Origin of the sequence: Cupriavidus oxalaticus (genome assembly GCF_016894385.1) — a bacterium.
In the GTDB taxonomy this organism is placed as follows: Bacteria; Pseudomonadota; Gammaproteobacteria; order Burkholderiales; family Burkholderiaceae; genus Cupriavidus; species Cupriavidus oxalaticus.
Genome location: NZ_CP069812.1, coordinates 1348433 through 1365338, shown reverse-complemented (window position 1 = coordinate 1365338; position 16906 = coordinate 1348433). Strand labels below are relative to the sequence as shown.

At 67.4% G+C, this 16906-nt stretch carries 17 protein-coding genes and 1 tRNA gene; 13 read left to right on the top strand and 5 right to left on the bottom strand.

The genetic code is table 11. From position 1 onward, the window contains the following. Positions 1–27: 27 nt before the first annotated feature. The 12 genes from boxB (at position 28) to JTE92_RS18705 (ending at position 10959) form a co-directional block, all read left to right on the top strand. Entirely contained in the window at positions 28–1452 is a 1425-nt protein-coding gene (gene boxB / locus JTE92_RS18760) for a benzoyl-CoA 2,3-epoxidase subunit BoxB (RefSeq protein WP_063238630.1), read from the top strand. Positions 1453–1492: 40 nt separating this feature from the next. Next, the gene (gene boxA / locus JTE92_RS18755) at positions 1493–2731 is read left to right on the top strand and encodes a benzoyl-CoA 2,3-epoxidase subunit BoxA (protein ID WP_063238629.1); all 1239 of its coding nucleotides are present in this window, start codon (positions 1493–1495) and stop codon (positions 2729–2731) included. 124 nt (positions 2732–2855) lie between these two features. After that, positions 2856–3245, top strand: coding sequence for an MbcA/ParS/Xre antitoxin family protein (locus JTE92_RS18750; RefSeq protein WP_063238628.1), 390 nt, complete (start codon positions 2856–2858; stop codon positions 3243–3245). Continuing rightward, positions 3205–3957 carry an RES family NAD+ phosphorylase gene (locus JTE92_RS18745; RefSeq protein ID WP_084254532.1) on the top strand — a complete coding sequence of 251 codons (753 nt, stop codon included), beginning with the start codon at positions 3205–3207 and terminating at the stop codon, positions 3955–3957. Before JTE92_RS18750 ends, JTE92_RS18745 begins: the two co-directional genes overlap by 41 nt. A 123-nt stretch (positions 3958–4080) precedes the next feature. Next, positions 4081–4156: transfer RNA gene (locus JTE92_RS18740), tRNA-Met, on the top strand. Positions 4157–4385: 229 nt separating this feature from the next. Next, on the top strand, positions 4386–4970 hold the full coding sequence (locus JTE92_RS18735) for an NUDIX hydrolase (RefSeq protein WP_063238626.1): 585 nt from the start codon (positions 4386–4388) through the stop codon (positions 4968–4970). Between the two features lie 43 nt (positions 4971–5013). Continuing rightward, positions 5014–5766, top strand: a complete 753-nt coding sequence (aat, locus tag JTE92_RS18730) for a leucyl/phenylalanyl-tRNA--protein transferase (protein WP_063238625.1) — start codon at positions 5014–5016, stop codon at positions 5764–5766. A gap of 69 nt (positions 5767–5835) precedes the next feature. Beyond that, a complete protein-coding gene (locus tag JTE92_RS18725; RefSeq protein ID WP_063238624.1) occupies positions 5836–6633 on the top strand; it encodes an arginyltransferase in 798 nt (265 codons plus the stop codon). An 81-nt stretch (positions 6634–6714) separates the two neighbouring features. Continuing rightward, positions 6715–7749: a quinone-dependent dihydroorotate dehydrogenase gene (locus JTE92_RS18720; protein ID WP_063238623.1), complete on the top strand. Its 1035-nt coding sequence runs from the start codon at positions 6715–6717 to the stop codon at positions 7747–7749. Between the two features lie 365 nt (positions 7750–8114). Next, the gene (locus JTE92_RS18715; RefSeq protein ID WP_063238622.1) at positions 8115–9092 is read left to right on the top strand and encodes an ABC transporter substrate-binding protein; all 978 of its coding nucleotides are present in this window, start codon (positions 8115–8117) and stop codon (positions 9090–9092) included. 174 nt (positions 9093–9266) lie between these two features. Continuing rightward, positions 9267–10163 (top strand): ABC transporter permease, encoded by an 897-nt coding sequence (locus JTE92_RS18710; protein ID WP_063238621.1) that lies wholly within the window; start codon positions 9267–9269, stop codon positions 10161–10163. A gap of 1 nt (position 10164) precedes the next feature. Next, positions 10165–10959 carry an ABC transporter ATP-binding protein gene (locus JTE92_RS18705; protein WP_063238620.1) on the top strand — a complete coding sequence of 265 codons (795 nt, stop codon included), beginning with the start codon at positions 10165–10167 and terminating at the stop codon, positions 10957–10959. A 243-nt stretch (positions 10960–11202) separates the two neighbouring features. Here the strand turns inward: JTE92_RS18705 and JTE92_RS18700 are convergent, their stop codons facing one another. From JTE92_RS18700 to JTE92_RS18690, 3 genes are all read right to left on the bottom strand, one after another. Then, positions 11203–12171, bottom strand: a complete 969-nt coding sequence (locus JTE92_RS18700; protein WP_063238720.1) for a tripartite tricarboxylate transporter substrate binding protein — start codon at positions 12169–12171, stop codon at positions 11203–11205. 160 nt (positions 12172–12331) lie between these two features. Next, positions 12332–13165 carry a phosphate/phosphite/phosphonate ABC transporter substrate-binding protein gene (locus JTE92_RS18695; protein WP_063238619.1) on the bottom strand — a complete coding sequence of 278 codons (834 nt, stop codon included), beginning with the start codon at positions 13163–13165 and terminating at the stop codon, positions 12332–12334. Further along, positions 13162–14163 (bottom strand): ornithine cyclodeaminase family protein, encoded by a 1002-nt coding sequence (locus JTE92_RS18690; protein WP_063238618.1) that lies wholly within the window; start codon positions 14161–14163, stop codon positions 13162–13164. The genes JTE92_RS18695 and JTE92_RS18690 overlap by 4 nt, the downstream gene beginning before the upstream one ends. A 115-nt stretch (positions 14164–14278) precedes the next feature. On the opposite strand from JTE92_RS18690, the gene JTE92_RS18685 reads away from it, so the two are divergent. Next, the gene (locus JTE92_RS18685) at positions 14279–15166 is read left to right on the top strand and encodes a LysR family transcriptional regulator (RefSeq protein WP_063238617.1); all 888 of its coding nucleotides are present in this window, start codon (positions 14279–14281) and stop codon (positions 15164–15166) included. Between the two features lie 46 nt (positions 15167–15212). On the opposite strand, the gene JTE92_RS18680 is transcribed toward JTE92_RS18685, so the two are convergent. Both JTE92_RS18680 and JTE92_RS18675 read right to left on the bottom strand, forming a co-directional pair. Further along, positions 15213–15482 carry a hypothetical protein gene (locus tag JTE92_RS18680; RefSeq protein ID WP_063238616.1) on the bottom strand — a complete coding sequence of 90 codons (270 nt, stop codon included), beginning with the start codon at positions 15480–15482 and terminating at the stop codon, positions 15213–15215. Next, positions 15479–16891 (bottom strand): LutB/LldF family L-lactate oxidation iron-sulfur protein, encoded by a 1413-nt coding sequence (locus JTE92_RS18675; protein ID WP_063238615.1) that lies wholly within the window; start codon positions 16889–16891, stop codon positions 15479–15481. The genes JTE92_RS18680 and JTE92_RS18675 overlap by 4 nt, the downstream gene beginning before the upstream one ends. Positions 16892–16906: the final 15 nt, after the last annotated feature.

Below are 16906 nucleotides of genomic sequence, written 5' to 3'. Positions count from 1 at the left end.
ACCCTGCCAGCACAACGAGGAGACACCGTGAGCATCGACTACAGCCAGAAGATCCCCAACAACGTCAACCTGTCCGACGACCGCGCGCTGCAGCGCGCGCTCGAGCACTGGCAGCCCGCCTTCCTCGACTGGTGGCGCGACATGGGGCCCGATGGCTCGCATAACTTCGACGTGTACCTGCGCACCGCGGTGTCGGTCGACCCGTCGGGCTGGGCGCACTTCGAGCACGTCAAGATGCCCGACTACCGCTGGGGCATCTTCCTGCAGCCGGCCGACCCGGAGCGCAAGATCCATTTCGGCGAGCACAAGGGCGAAGCCGCGTGGCAGGACGTGCCCGGCGAGCACCGCGCCAACCTGCGCCGCATCATCGTCACGCAGGGCGATACCGAGCCGGCATCGGTCGAGCAGCAGCGCCACCTGGGGCTGACCGCGCCCAGCCTGTACGACCTGCGCAACCTGTTCCAGGTGAACGTGGAAGAAGGCCGCCACCTGTGGGCCATGGTCTACCTGCTGCACCGCTACTTCGGCCGCGACGGCCGCGAAGAAGCCGAGGCGCTGCTGGAGCGCCGCTCCGGCGACCAGGACAATCCGCGCATCCTCGGCGCCTTCAACGAGCGCACGCCGGACTGGCTGTCGTTCTTCATGTTCACCTACTTCACCGACCGCGACGGCAAGTTCCAGCTGTGCGCGCTGGCCGAGTCGGGCTTCGATCCGCTCGCGCGCACCACGCGCTTCATGCTGACCGAGGAAGCGCACCACATGTTCGTCGGCGAGTCGGGCGTGTCGCGCGTGATCCAGCGCACCTGCGAGGTCATGCGCGAACGCGGCATCGAAGATCCGGAACAGGTGCGCGCCGCCGGCGTGATCGACCTGGAGACGATCCAGCGCTACCTGAACTTCCACTACAGCGTGACCATCGACCTCTTTGGCGCGGACCAGTCGTCCAACGCGGCCACCTTCTACAGCGCCGGCCTGAAGGGGCGCTTCGAGGAAGGCAAGCGCGCCGACGACCATGTGCTCAAGGGCGATGCCTACCGCGTGCTGGAAGTGCGCGACGGCCGCCTGGGCGAGCGCGAGGTGCCGATGCTCAATGCGCTCAATGAAGTGCTGCGCGACGACTACATCAAGGACAGCATGGGCGGCGTGGCGCGCTGGAACAAGGTGATCGAGAAAGCCGGCATCCCCTTCCGCCTGACCGTGCCGCACAAGGCCTTCAACCGCAAGATCGGCACGCTGGCCAATGTGCATGTGTCGCCGCAGGGCGAGCTGATCTCCGAGGCCGAGTGGAAGGCCAACGAGCGCAAGTGGCTCGCCACCGACGAGGACCGCGCCTTTGTCGCCAGCCTGATGGGCCGCGTGGTCGAGCCCGGCAAGTACGCCAACTGGATCGCGCCGCCGGCGGTGGGCATCAACCGCCAGCCGATGGATTTCGAGTACGTGCGCTTCAACTGAGCCTGGCCAGAAGCCGGCAAGGAGATACCGGAGATAAAGGATGGGCGCCCCCGACATCATCAAGCAGCACCTGATCGACCCGGAAATCTGCATCCGCTGCAATACGTGCGAAGACACCTGCCCGATCGACGCCATCACCCACGACGACCGCAACTACGTGGTCAAGGCCGACGTCTGCAACGGCTGCAACGCCTGCCTGTCGCCGTGCCCGACCGGCGCCATCGACAACTGGCGCACCATGCTGCGCGGCGACGCCTATCCCATCGCGGCGCAGCTGCTGTGGGACGAACTGCCGGCCGAGGTGCCGCTGCCTGAACTGGACACCGCGGCCGAAGGTGCCGGCTCAGCAACGCCAGCCACGGCTACGCCTGAAGCCACGATCCAGTCGGTGGAAACCAGCCGCCACACCTCGCCGCGCGCGCCATGGTCGGCGGCGCACCCGTATGTGAACCTGCACGGCGTGCGCGCCCCGGTCACGGCGACGGTGGCCGGCAACTACCGGCTCACCGCCGACGACGCATCCAGCGATATCCACCATATCGTGCTGGACTTCGGCACCCATTTCTTCCCCATCCTGGAAGGCCAGTCGATCGGCATCGTGCCGCCGGGCACCGACGACGCCGGCAAGCCGCACTACATCCGCATGTACTCGGTGGCCAGTCCGCGCGACGGCGAGCGTCCCGGCTACAACAACCTCGCGCTGACGGTAAAGCGGGTCGACCAGGACCATGACGGCCGGCCGGTGCGCGGCGTGGCGTCCAGCTACCTGTGCGACCTGGCCAAGGGCGATACCGTCCAGGTGGTGGGCCCGTTCGGCACCACCTTCCTGATGCCCAACCACGCCCAGGCCAGCGTGATGATGGTCTGCACCGGCACCGGCTCGGCACCGATGCGCGCCATGACCGAGCGCATGCGCCGCAACCTGGCGCACTTCAGCGGGCGCCGGATGCTGTTTTTCGGCGCGCGCAACGCCAGCGAGTTGCCCTACTTCGGCCCGCTGCTCAAGCTGCCCAGGGATTTCCTCGACATCCATTTCGCCTTTTCGCGCGATCCCGACGCGCCGCGCCGCTATGTGCAGGACGCGATCCGCGAGGCCGCCGATGCCGCGGCCACCCTGCTCGCGGATCCGAACGGCCATGTCTACATCTGTGGCCTGAAAGGGATGGAGGCAGGCGTGCTGGCCGCCTTCGACGCGGTCTGCACCGGTGCCGGCCGCAGCTGGGCCGAACTGGAAGCCACCATGAAAGCCGAGGGCCGGCTGCATATCGAGACCTATTAGCCTGCACGCCTGTCTAACCGATACCGGCCCGCCAGAACCCGGCGGGCCGGGCGCTTTTTACGTCAAGCACTTCCCTTCTGAAATCGTTCGCCTATAATCTTTCTCAAGAAACAGGAGCAAGGCGATGCAATCCAGGCGGATCCCGGAAACAGACCCCGCCGGCGGCCCCGACCCCGGCACCACGCTGACCAAGGCGGTAATGCGCGCCGCCGGCTTCCTCGGCATCAGCCAGGCGGTGGTAGCGAGTGTGCTCGGCATCAGCACGGCCTCGGTATCGCGCATGGCATCCGGCGGCTATGTGCTCGATGCCCACCGCAAGGAGTGGGAATTCGGCGTCCTGTTCGTACGCCTGTTCCGCTCGCTGGACGCAATCCTCGGCCATGGCGACCAGGCGCGGCTGTGGCTCACCCATGAAAACCTGGCACTGGGCGGCAAGCCCATCGAAATGATCCGCACAACGGAAGGTCTGGTCCGTGTCGTTCACTACCTGGACGCCACCCGCGGTCGCATCTGAGCGCCGGCAGTTCGCGCTCACGCTGTGGCGGGCGGTGGAAGCCCAGCACGTTGTCTCCACCATGCCGCTGGTCGACAGCCTCGAAGAACAGGCTGTGCTGGAAGCCGTGCTCGATGCCGGCAAGCCCGCCGTGCCGATCGAGGCACGCCACCTGCACTACCTGCTGTTCACCCCCTTTCGCTATCCCCCGTCTCCCTGGGGTTCGCGCTTCCGCGCCGCCCAGGATCCCGGCGTGTTCTATGGCGCCGCCGAGATCCGCACCGCCTGCGCGGAGCTGGGCTACTGGCGCTGGCGCTTCCTCAACGACAGCCCGGCACTGCCACGCATCGACGCCCGCGCGCAGACGCTGTTCGAAGTGCGCATCGCCACCGACGGCGTGGCGCTCGACGCCCCGCCCTTCGACCGCGACCGCGACACCTGGACCGACCCGGACCAACACGAACCCTGCCAGTCCTTCGGCCGCGTCGCGCGCGAAGCCGGCCTCGGCATGATCCGCTACACCTCGGTCCGCGACCCGCTCCACGGCCTGTGCGGCGCCGTGCTGACGCCGCGCGCTTTCGCCCACCCGCAGCCACTGGCGACCACCACGTGGATGCTGACCGTGCGCCGCGACCGCGTGATCTGGCAGCGCGACGACCTGCAGCAGCGCGACAGCTTCGAGTTCGCCGCCACGCTGTGGCAGCGCACAAGCGATAGTCCGGGCGAGGGCTGAACCTGTTCGCGCTGGCGGCGATCTAATCGTTATGGGATGCGGGTTGTCGCCGCGACTGACGATATTTTCAATCAGGTGTTGCAATGCGCAACCAAGTTGCCCTATAATCTTTTCTTCGACGGACGCGGGGTGGAGCAGTTGGCAGCTCGTCGGGCTCATAACCCGAAGGTCGCAGGTTCAAGTCCTGCCCCCGCAACCAACCGCTTGATGATGCGGTTGGACACGGCAAGTCATCCGATCCGTTCGACAGAAAACGACAGAGAAACCCGCCGCTGGCGGGTTTTTTGTTTTGGTCGCGCCGCTACGGGCAGACACCGTGGGCATCATCGGTGCGGCACGCAACCGAGCGCGCCGCATTGCCCCGCCGGCCCGCCCCGGCGCCCTCCGCGAGGGTGATACACTTTCGCCATTCCTCCCGGACGCCCCTCATGAAATTCTGCTCGAACTGTGGCCATGCGGTCGTGTTGCGTGTGCCTGACGGCGACAACCGCCCGCGCAGTGTCTGCGACAGCTGCGGCACCATCCACTACGTCAACCCGCGCAATGTCGTGGGAACGATTCCGGTCTGGGAAGACAAGATCCTGATCTGCAAGCGCGCGATCGAGCCGCGCTATGGCTTCTGGACCCTGCCCGCCGGCTTTATGGAAATCGGCGAGACCACCGCGCAGGCCGCCTCCCGCGAAACGCTGGAAGAAGCCGGCGCCCGCGTGCAGGTGGGCGAGCTGTTCTCGATCCTGAATGTGCCGCATGTGCACCAGGTCCACCTGTTCTACCTGGCCACGCTGGACGACCTGGACGTCGCGCCGGGCGAGGAAAGCCTGGAGGTCAAGCTGGTGGAAGAAGCCGACGTGCCGTGGGACGAACTCGCGTTCCCGACCGTCATCCACACGCTGCGCTGCTTCTTTGCCGACCGCGCCGCCGGCCGGCTGCAGGACGGCAGCTTCCGGCTGCACAGCCTGGATATCGACAAGCCGATGCGCCCGCTGACCAGCCGGGCCACGGTCACGCCCTGAGCGCCCGGCCGGCGCGCGCAGCACCACTCCCGGCACGGCCCGCATGATCGCCTGGCTGGACCCGCACGACCCGTTTCCGCCGGTGGAGCAGGCGCTCGGATCCGATTCGGACGCGCCGGGCCTGCTGGCGGCGAGCCGCGACCTGTCGCCCCAACGTCTCCTGCTGGCGTATCGGCAAGGCATCTTTCCCTGGTATTCGAGCGGCCAGCCGGTGCTGTGGTGGAGCACCGACCCGCGCATGGTGCTGGCGCCGCACGCGTTGCGCGTGTCGGCGACGCTGCGCAAGACGCTGCGCCGCGTGCTGCGCGATGCGGACTGGGAAATCCGCGTCGATGACGATTTCCTGGCGGTGATGCGCGCCTGCGCCATCACGCCGCGCGATGGCCAGGACGGCACCTGGATCACCGACGAGATCATTGCCGCCTACGGCACGCTGCATCGCAACGGCATGGCGCATTCGGTCGAGAGCTGGTATCGCGGCGAGCGTGTCGGCGGTTTGTACGGGGTGGCGCTGGGCCGGATGTTCTTCGGCGAGTCGATGTTCGCGCACCGCACCGACGCCTCCAAGATTGCGCTGGCAGCGCTGTGCGCCTTCCTCGGCAACCACGGCGTGGCGATGATAGACTGCCAGCAAGAGACCGACCACCTGGCCTCGCTGGGCGCCAGCCCGATCCCCCGCGCAGAGTTCGTGGCACATGTGCGCGCGGCGGCGGTGCAGCCCGCGATCCACCCGTGGCGGTTCGACAAGTCGGTGCTGGAGCGCTGGGCCGGGACGCCAGCCGCGCCAGCCGGTTGAATCCCGAGGGAAGGACGCCGCTGCAAGTCACCGTCCGCCCGCATCGTCCCGCCCGGAGCCCCCAGAGCCATGAGCAAGCTGAAGGAACTACCGCTCTCTGCGCTGCAGTTCTACGCCACGGCGCCCTACGCTTGCAGCTATCTGGAAGGCCGCATGGCGCGCTCGCAGGTCGCCACGCCCGCGCACCTGATCAACGCCGACGTCTATTCGCGACTGGTGCGCGCCGGTTTCCGGCGCAGCGGCATCTTCACCTACCGGCCATATTGCGACGATTGCCGCGCCTGCACGCCGTGCCGCGTGCTGGTCGACCAGTTCACGCCCGACCGCTCGCAGCGCCGCGCGTGGCGCAGGCACGAGCACCTGCAGGCACTGGTGGCGCCGCTGACCTACGTCGAAGAACACTATTCGCTGTACCTGCTGTACCAGTCCATGCGCCACGCCGGCGGCGGCATGGACCAGGACAGCCGCGACCAGTATGAGCAGTTCCTGCTGCAAAGCCGCGTCAATTCGCGCCTGGTGGAGTTCCGCGAGCCGCCCGGGTCGCCCGAGGCGGGCCGGCTGCGCATGGTCAGCATGATCGACGTGCTGGACGACGGGCTCTCGTCGGTCTACACCTTCTACGACCCGCTCGAGCGCAATGCCAGCTATGGCACCTTCAACATCCTGTGGCAGATCCAGCAGACCCATGCGCTCGGCCTGCCGCACCTGTACCTGGGCTACTGGATCGCAGACAGCCGCAAGATGGCGTACAAGGCACGCTTCCAGCCGCTGCAGGTACTGACCGGCAACCACTGGCACGCCTTCGAGGAAAAGGACGCCGCGCCCGCAGGGCCTGACACACCATCCGCGCCCCCCGCGCAGGAGTAGCCCGCCACCGGGCAAGCGGCCCAGCCGCTACAATGCCGGGCTGGAATTCACTCTGTGACGGCCCCACCGGCCGCCTGTCCCGTGCTCAACGCGCTCTATCCCCTGTTTCGCCCCGCCCTGTTCTCGATGGATGCCGAGGACGCCCACCATTTCACGCTGAACAACCTGATCCGCGCCCACCGCATGGGCCTGGCCGGCTGCATCGGCAACAAGATCACGGACGATCCGCGCACCGTGATGGGCGTGCGCTTCCCCAACCCCGTCGGGCTGGCCGCCGGGCTGGACAAGGACGGCGCGTATATCGACGGGCTGGCCGCTTTCGGCTTCGGCTTTATCGAGGTGGGCACGGTCACGCCGCGCGCGCAGCCCGGCAACCCGCGCCCGCGCATGTTCCGGCTGCCGCAGGCGGATGCGCTGATCAACCGCATGGGCTTCAACAACGGCGGCGTCGATGCCTTTGTCGCCAACGTCAGGGCCTCGCGCTGGAAGGCCGAGGGCGGCGTGCTGGGGCTGAACATCGGCAAGAACGCCGACACCCCGATCGAGCGCGCCAACGACGACTACCTCTATTGCCTGGAACGCGTCTACCCGCACGCCAGCTATGTGACGGTCAATATCTCTTCGCCCAACACCAAGAACCTGCGCCAGCTGCAAGGCGCCAGCGAACTGGACAGCCTGCTGTCGACGCTGAAGGACGCGCAGCAGCGCCTGGCCGACCGGCACAAGCGCTATGTGCCGCTGGCGCTGAAGATCGCGCCGGACCTCGATGCCGACCAGGTCGGCAATATCGGCGACGCGCTGGTGCGCCACAGGATCGACGGCGTGATCGCCACCAACACCACCATCTCGCGCGAGGCGGTCAAGGGACTGCCCCATGCCGAGGAAGCCGGCGGCCTGTCGGGGCGCCCGGTGTTCGAGGCCTCCACGCGCGTGGTACGCGCGCTGCACGCCGTGGTCGGTGACGCGGTGCCGATCATCGGCGTGGGCGGCATCTTCAGCGGCGCGGATGCGCGCGCCAAGGTCGATGCCGGCGCGAAGCTGGTGCAGGTCTACAGCGGGCTGATCTACCGCGGCCCGGCGCTGGTGCGCGACTGCGCCGCCGCCTTGCGCCGCTAAAACCGTGACACCCCGCACGCGCAATGGCATGAAGATGCGATCACCGCAATCAGGGTAATCCACAAGCAAATGACGAATCCCGCGCAATAATATGCGCCCCGATGGCCGATTGCGGGCTTCCGACAGCATCGGATGCTCTCAATCAGCATGATGACTACGCATTTCGTGCGCGAGAAGTGGTATCCTCGCAGGCTTATCGCTGTCGCATCCGACGCGCCCGCGCACGCTCCCTCCCGCCGCAGGAAGCCGCCGCGCACGCCCCGGACCGGCACCGTCCGCCAGCGCGCGGGCGCGCGCCAGGACAGCGGACCGAACCAACCGCGGCCGCATCCATCCAGAACCGAGCATTCGGGGGAGAACAGAGAATGAAGTCCATCAAGGGTCTCGCAGCAACCAAGTCGATCCTGGGCGGCGCCGTGGCGCTGGCCCTGCTGTACGGCGGCGCCGTGCAAGCCCAGACCGTCAAGGTGCTGTCGATCGTCGACCACCCTGCGCTGGATGCAATCCGCGACGGCGTGCGCGCCGAACTGAAGGCCGCCGGCTATGACGCCGACAAGAGCCTGAAGTGGGAATACCAGAGCGCCCAGGGCAACACCGGCACCGCCGCGCAGATCGCCCGCAAGTTCGTCGGCGACAACCCGAACGCCATCGTTGCCATCGCCACCCCGTCGGCCCAGGCCGTGGTCGCCGCCACCAAGACGGTGCCGGTGGTGTACTCGGGCGTGACCGATCCGGTCGCCGCGCAGCTGGTCAAGAGCTGGTCGCCGTCGGGCACCAACGTGACCGGCGTGTCGGACAAGCTGCCGCTGGACAAGCAGGTCGCCCTGATCAAGCGCGTGGTGCCGAAGGCCAGGAACGTGGGCATGGTCTACAACCCGGGCGAGGCCAACTCGGTGGTGGTGGTCAAGGAGCTGAAGGAGCTGCTGGCCAAGGAAGGCCTGACACTGAAGGAAGCCGCCGCGCCGCGCACCGTGGACATCGGCCCGGCCGCCAAGAGCCTGATCGGCAAGGTCGACGTGATCTACACCAACACCGACAACAACGTGGTGTCGGCGTATGAGTCGCTGGTCAAGGTCGCCAACGAATCGAAGATCCCGCTGGTGGCGGCCGATACCGACAGCGTCAAGCGTGGCGCGGTGGCCGCGCTGGGCATCAACTACGCCGACCTGGGCCACCAGACCGGCAAGGTCGTGGTGCGCATCCTGAAGGGCGAGAAGCCGGGCGCGATCGCTTCGCAGACCAGCGACAACCTGGAACTGTTCGTGAACACGGGCGCCGCCGCCAAGCAAGGCGCCACGCTGTCGCCGGAGCTGATCAAGGAAGCCAAGACGGTCATCAAGTAATCACGGCAAGCCCGTCCCTGCCGTCGTTGGACGGAGGGCGCCCTGCCGGTCCTATCCGGACCGGCAGGACATGACAGGGCGAGGCGGCAGGCAGCCCCACACGGGCAGCGCTGCCCGCCCCGCCCAAAAAGCCGGCGCCAGGGTAGCCGCCGGCCCCCGCAACAGGATTCCCCCATGTCCCTTTTTTCCCTTCTGGGCGCCCTGGAGATCGGCCTGATCTTCAGCCTGGTGGCGCTCGGGGTGCTGATTTCCTTCCGCATCCTCAATTTCCCCGACCTGACCGTTGACGGCAGCTTTCCGCTGGGCGGCGCCGTTGCCGCGACGCTGATCGCCGCCGGCCAGGATCCGTTCCTGGCTACCGTGGTGGCGATCGCCGCCGGCGCGCTGGCAGGCTGGATCACCGGCTGGCTCAACGTGCGCCTCAAGATCATGGACCTGCTCGCCAGTATCCTGATGATGATCGCGCTGTACTCGATCAACCTGCGCATCATGGGCCGCCCCAACGTGCCGCTGATCACCGAGCCGACCCTGTTCACCATGCTGCAGCCGGAGTGGATGCCCGACTACGTGCTGCGCCCGCTGGTGCTGTTCATCGTGGTGGTGATCGCCAAGCTCGGTTTGGACTGGTTCTTCAGCTCGCAGCTGGGCCTGGCGATGCGCGCCACCGGCGCCAACCCGCGCATGGCCCGCGCGCAGGGCATCCCCACCGGCCGCGCCACGTTGGCCGGCATGGCGCTGTCCAACGCGCTGGTGGCACTGGCCGGCGCGCTGTTCGCACAGACCCAGGGCGGCTCGGATATCTCGATGGGCATCGGCACCATCGTGATCGGCCTGGCCGCGGTGATCATCGGCGAAACCGTGCTGCCGGCGCGCCGCCTGATCTGGACCACGCTGGCCGTGGTGCTGGGCGCCATCCTGTACCGCTTCTTCATCGCGCTGGCGCTGAACAGCGACTTCATCGGCCTGAAGGCGCAGGACCTGAACCTGGTCACCGCCGCGCTGGTGACGATCGCGCTGGTGCTGCCGGCCACGCGCAAGAAGCTGTTTGCCCGCAAGAACGGAGGTGCCTGAGATGCTGCGCGCACAAGACCTGAAGCTCACCTTCAACCCGGGCACGCCGATCGAGACGCGCGCGCTGCGCGGCCTGACACTGGAAATCCCGAGCGGCCAGTTCGTTGCCGTGATCGGCTCCAACGGCGCCGGCAAGTCGACCTTCCTGAACGCCATCAGCGGCGACCAGATGGTCGACTCTGGCCGCATCACCATCGATGACACCGACGTCACCCGCCAGCCGGCATGGGACCGCGCGCACCTGGTGGCGCGCGTGTTCCAGGACCCGATGGCCGGCACCTGCGAGGCGCTGACCATCGAAGAGAACATGGCGCTGGCAATGGCCCGCGGCGCGAAGCGCGGTTTCCGCCCGGCGCTGAACCGCGCCTCGCGCGAGCTGTTCCGCGAGAAGCTGCGGCTGCTGAACCTGGGGCTGGAAAACCGCCTGACCGACCGCATCGGCCTGCTCTCCGGCGGCCAGCGCCAGGCGGTGAGCCTGCTGATGGCATCGCTGCAGCCGTCGCGCATCCTGCTGCTGGACGAGCATACCGCCGCACTGGACCCGAAGACCGCCGCGTTCGTGCTGGAACTGACCGCGCGCATCGTCGAGGAAAGCAAGCTGACGACGATGATGGTGACGCACAGCATGCGCCAGGCGCTGGACTACGGGCAGCGCACGGTGATGCTCCACCAGGGGCAGGTGGTGCTGGATGTGTCGGGCGACAAGCGCAAGGGGCTGGACGTGCCGGACCTGCTGAAGATGTTCGAGCAGACGCGGCATGAGCAGCTGGATGATGATGCGCTGCTGCTGGGGTGATAGCGCTGACATCCAAGAAGAATGGGGAGCTTTGGCTCCCCATTTTTTTCAGCCTTCGTTACCGTTGCTCACACCATCTGTTGGCTCCCCTCTCCCATTTATGGGAGAGGGGCGGGGGTGAGGGCTGGTGTCTCCACAAAGTAAAGCGCATCATGCTTGCCACATGCCTGCCCTCACCCCCTGCCCCTCTCCCGCAAGCGGGAGAGGGGAGCAAACCGGTGGCGTCTCAAAGCGCGTCACAGCTCAATCGATCGTGATACGCCGCTGCCTGATCACCCCCGCCCACCGCGCACTCTCCTGCTGGATCGTTGACGCCAGCTGCTGCGGCGTACCGCCCGCCGCCTCCATCCCCAGCGTCGCCAGCTTCTCCTTCAGCGCCGCATCCGCCAGCACCGCGTCGACATGCTGGCTGAGCTTGCGCACGACCTCGGGCGGCGTACCCGCCGGCGCCATCAACGCATACCACGACACCGCCTCGAACTTCGGGAAGCCCTGCTCGGCGATCGTCGGCACATCCGGCAGCACCGTCGAGCGTTTGGCGCTGGCCACGCCCAAGGCACGCAGCTTGCCGGCCTTGATGTAAGGCAGTGCCGCCGACAGCTGGGCGAACATCATCGTCACCTGCCCGCCGACCACGTCGGTCATGGCCGGGCTCACGCCCTTGTACGGCACGTGGTTCAGCTTGACGTTGGCATCGAGCTGCAGCAGCTCCCCGGCCAGGTGCGCCTGGCTGCCGGCGCCGGGAGAGGCGAAGCTCAGTTCGCCCGGCTTCTGTGCGGCCAGCTTGAGCAGTTCCGCCACCGACCTGACAGGCGTGGCCGCGTTGATCACCAGCACGTTTTCAGCGGTGGCGAGCATCGCCACCGGCGCCAGGTCGGACTGCTTGTAAGGCAGGTTCGGCATCAGCGTGGGATTCACCGCGATATTGCCGACCGGCACCAGCGCGATGGTGTAGCCGTCGGGCGCGGCCTTGGCCACCATGTCGACACCAATGGTGCCGGCGGCGCCGGCCTTGTTCTCGACCACCACGCTTTGACCAGTGGCCCTGGCGATGCCTTCCCCGGTGGCGCGCGCCAGCACGTCGGCGGGGCCGCCGGCGGCGAACGGCACGATGATGCGCACCGGCTTGGCGGGATATGCTGGCGGCTGGGCATGCGCCGCCGCGCCGAGCCATGTCGCACAGGCTGCCGCACAGGCGAACAGGCAATGCATGGCACGGCGCCGGATGTCAGGATTCACGGCAGATTTCACAGCGGCATTCACAACGGATTTCATGACGGTTCCCCCAATTTGGCAGTCATCAGGCTATGGCTCCTCCACCGCGCCGGCAGTCTTGTTATCGTCAATGGCCTTGTGCGGTCCGACGCGTGGCCTATCCCGTGCCCCGCCCTCCGGCCGCGGGATCGGTCAGCGCGAAGCGCGCCTGGTCCGCTTCGTTCGCCATCGCGGTCAGGCATGCATAGTCGGCGGGTTGCACCGCGGCAAAGCGCGCCAGCCCCAGCATGGCCAGCAGCGCGGTGCCCGCGGCATCCTCATGCAGGCCCAGCAATGCCGCACGCACGCGCACGCACTGCTGCGGATCGGCTCCCGCCGATGCGACCAGCACCGGAATCGGTGCCGGCGGCGTCAGCGCCAGCGTCTTCAGTTGCGCGGCAAGCCCAGGGTCATAGCGGCGCAGCAGGTCCATCACATAGCTGTCGATCACCCCCACCTCGGCATCGCCAGCAAGCACGGCACCGATGACCTCGCGTGGCGTTGGCGTGGGCATCGCGGCGGGCCGGTACAGCGCCTGCGTACCCGCCGGCGCCAGCCGCATCAGGTAATGGCGCGGCGCGTTATAGCCCGAGTTCGACTCAGGCAACATGCATGCCAGCCGCCCGCCGAAGCTCTGCGCCAGCGACTGCACCGGCGCATCGGCGCGCACGATGAACTCGGTGAAATAGACCGGCCGGCCGTCGTAGCGCGCCAGTGCCGGCACCGGAGCCGCCAGCAACTGCGGCGCAACCGGCGCGCTCGCGTACGGATAGCCGCACATGAACACGCAGCCGCAGTCCGGCCGCGCCCACAGCGCGCTGACCGGCGCCGGCGCGGGATGCCCGACATACGGCAACGCCACGCCCGCACGCTCGGACACGCGCGCCAGCAGTGCGCGCCATGCCGCTTCGGCCTGCGGCGTTACCGCGTACATGCGGGCATTGGCGATCATGCGTACACCAGCTGCTGGCCCAGCCCGCGCTGCCCGGCCTTCTTCAGGATGGCGTGTCCCAGCGCGATATCGCTCAGCGACAGGCCGCGGTGCCAGAACAGGTTGGTCTCGTCGTCGCTCTGGCGGCCCGGCTTGCGGCCCGCGGCGATCTCGCCCAGCTCGCCGTAGAGCGTCTGTTCCGTCAGCTTGCCCGCTTCGACATGCGCGCGCAGCGAGCCGAACATGCCGCCCTTGCACTGGCCCCAGTGGTCCACCACCATCCGCGTCATGATGTCGGTCAGCGACAGCTCGACCGCGCTCATGGTGCCGTAGGGCACGACGAACGCACCGGGCTTGATCCATTCGGTCTTGAGCATCGGCGTCGGGCGTTCCAGGCGCGAGGCCTCGACCACGATGTCGGCGCCGCGCACGCACGATTCCCAGTCCTCGGTCACCACGATCTTCTTGCCGAGATCGCGCTCCAGCCGCGCGGCAAAGGCATTGCGGCTTTCCGGGCGGCGCGAATGCACGCGGATCTCGTCGAAGTCATAGAGGCTGTCGAGCAGGCGCACGTTCCAGTAGGAAGTGCCGCGCGCGCCGATGTGGCCGAGCACCTTGCTGTCGCGGCGCGCCAGGTGCCTGGCACCGAGCGCGGTCAGCGCCCCGGTGCGGGCATCGGTAATGAAGGTGGCATCGATCACCGCGACCGGCATGCCGGTGCGCGGATCGAACAGGTTCAGCATGGCCATCTCCGAAGGCAGGCCGAGCTTGTAGTTGTCGACGAAATCGCCGACCACCTTGACGCCGGCCAGCCCCAGCGGCGCCACGTAGCCGCGCAGCACGTTGAAGTGGCCGTTGAAGGCGGGGTCCGGCATCAGGTGCATGCGCGGCTCGATCACGGTCTGGCCGTTGCCCTGCGCGATCAGTGCCTGCTCCACCGCGTCGATGATTTCGGCGTCGGTCATTTCCAGCCGCGCAATGTCCCGGCCGTTGAGATAGGTGAGATGAATATCAGCCATGCGGTCCCCGCTCTCCAGATCAGTGTGTGGTGTGTCGATGGAGTCCAGTGTAGGGTTGGCGCCCTTGACTGTCATATGCTTATATATCCGCCTGCCTTAACATCAGGTTAATGCCATGAAAATGAACCTGCGCCAGATCGAAGTCTTCCGCGCGGTGATGCTGACCGGTTCCATCAGCGGCGCCTCTAAGCTGCTTTATGTGTCGCAACCGGCCATCAGCCGGCTGATGTCGCACACCGAACAGCGCCTCGGCCTCGAGTTGTTCCGCCGCACCAAGGGGCGGCTCTACCCCACGCCGGAAGCGCGGCGGCTGCTGGGCGAAGTGAATGCGGTCTATGAAGGGATCGAGCGCGTCAACGAGATCGCGGAGGATCTCGCCGCCAACCGGACCGGCAGCCTGCGCATCACATGCAGCCCCAACCTGGGGCAGACCGTGCTGCCGCGCGCGATCGCCAGCTTCCGCGCCGCGCACCCGGCGGTGCGCGTGGTGGTGCGCACGCAGATTCCGGGCAACATGCTGCGCGCGCTGCTATCGGGACAGGTGGACCTGGCGGTATCGAACATGCCGCTGACGCACCCCAACCTTGAGGCGCGGCTGCTGGTGAAGAACGAGATCGTGGCGCTGGTGCCGGTGGAACATCGGCTGGCCACGCGCAAATGGGTGCGTCCGGCCGACCTGGTCGGCGAAGACCTGATCGGCTATGGGCCCGAGGTGCCGTTCGCGCTGCTGGTGCACGAGATGTTCGGCAACGATGGTGACCAGCCCGACATGCGGGTGCAGGTGGAGCAGGCGCACGTGGCGCGCGCGCTGGCGCAGGCCGGCGCCGGCATCGCGCTGGTCGATGCGATGACGGTATTCGGCGCGAACTGGCCCAACATCGTTGCCGTGCCGATCCGCACCAAGGTCAATGCCTCGGTGCAGATCTTCCATGTGCAGACGGAGCCGCTGTCGCGGCTGTCGCTGGAGTTCGTGGAGACGCTGACGGGGATGATGAAGCGTTGAGCCGCGGCGGCGACTGCGGAAACTGCCGCGGCGAAGCGTTGCGGCCTCAGGCCGTCGCCGCCTTGTCCAGCCAGCGCGCCAACTGGTCCGTCACCGCGCTGCTCGAGAACGAGCAGCTGTCCTGCGCAAACACCGCCGACATCTCCAGCCTGCGCAGCAGTTCCTCCATCGCCTGGCCATAGACGGGTGGCAGCGCCAGCCCGCCGCCGGCATCGCGCCATGCGCGCACGAGTTCCTGCGCCGGCATCGACCCGGCCACGTGCTGGTCCAGTGCGGCGCGCATGCGCGCCAGCGTTTCCGTGTTGGCTGCGCTCATGATCGCGCCCTCCTTTCCTTGTAGAGTTCGCGGAACGTGCGGCCCGACGGGGCCGGCATGTCGCGGGTTTCGGTCCAGCCCTTGCCGGCCATCGGCAGGCTGGTGATCAGGCGGTTGCCGCCGCCCATGCGTTGCAGCAGCCAGGCACCGATGCGCGTGGCAAAGGCATAAAGGTCGGGACGCTTCGCCACGTAGCCCCAGGCCTTCAGCGCAAACCGCTCCTGCCACGGCCGCAGCCCGCGTTCCATCTGCTTCTCGCGCAGCTTGCGCAGCAGATCCGACAGCGGGATCGAAGCCGGGCAGACCCGGTTGCACTCGCCGCACATGGTCGCCGCCTGCGGCAGGTCCACCGCGTTCGCCAGGCCTACGTAGCTGGGCGTCAGCACGCTGCCCATCGGCCCGGGATAGACCCAGCCATAGGCATGCCCGCCGATCTTCTGGTACACCGGGCAGTGGTTCATGCAGGCGCCGCAGCGGATGCAGCGCAGCATCTCCTGGAAGTCGCCGCCGATCAGCCCCGAGCGGCCGCCGTCGACCAGCACGAAGTACATATGCTCGGGGCCGTCGCGTTCGCCTTCGGCGCGCGGGCCGGTCAGCAGCGAGAAATAGTTGGAGATCGCCTGGCCGGTGGCCGATCGCGGCAGCAGGCGCATGACCGTGGCCAGGTCTTCGAGCGTCGGCAGCACCTTCTCGATGCCGGTCACGGCCACGTGCACGCGCGGCATCACCGTGCACATGCCTTCATTGCCTTCGTTGGTGACCACCGCCACCGAGCCGGTCTCGGCAATGATGAAGTTGCCGCCGGTCACGCCCATGTCGGCGCTCAGGAACTCGGGACGCAGCACTTCGCGCGCCTCGCGCGTCATCTCCGGGATGTCGGTCAGGCGCGGCTTGTGGTGGACTTTGGCAAACAGGTCGGCGATCTCGTCCTTGTCCTTGTGCACCACCGGCGCAATGATGTGCGATGGCGGCTCCGAGTCGTTGATCTGCAGGATGTACTCGCCGAGGTCGGTCTCGATGCTCTGTACGCCCATCTCGCCCAGCACCTGGTTCAGGCGCATTTCCTCGGTCACCATCGACTTGCTCTTGATGACCTTCTTCACGCCGTGCTTCTGCGCGATCTCGGCGACCAGGCGCGCGGCATCGGCGGTGGTCTCGGCGAACAGCACGGTGGCACCGCGCCTGGTGGCGTTCTGCTCGAACTCCGCCAGCCAGACGTCGAGGTTCTCCAGCGCGCGGTTGCGGCGCTCTTTCAGCGCCTCGCGCGTGGCGTCGAAGTCGATATCGCGGATGGCATCGGCGCGTGCCGTGACGAACTTGGTCGAGAGCTTCTTCAGGTTCTGCTGCAGGCGCTGGTCGGCCAGCTTCTGGCCGGCGCGCGCCTTGAATTCCATGCTGTGGACTTGCATCGTGGCGTCTCCCGT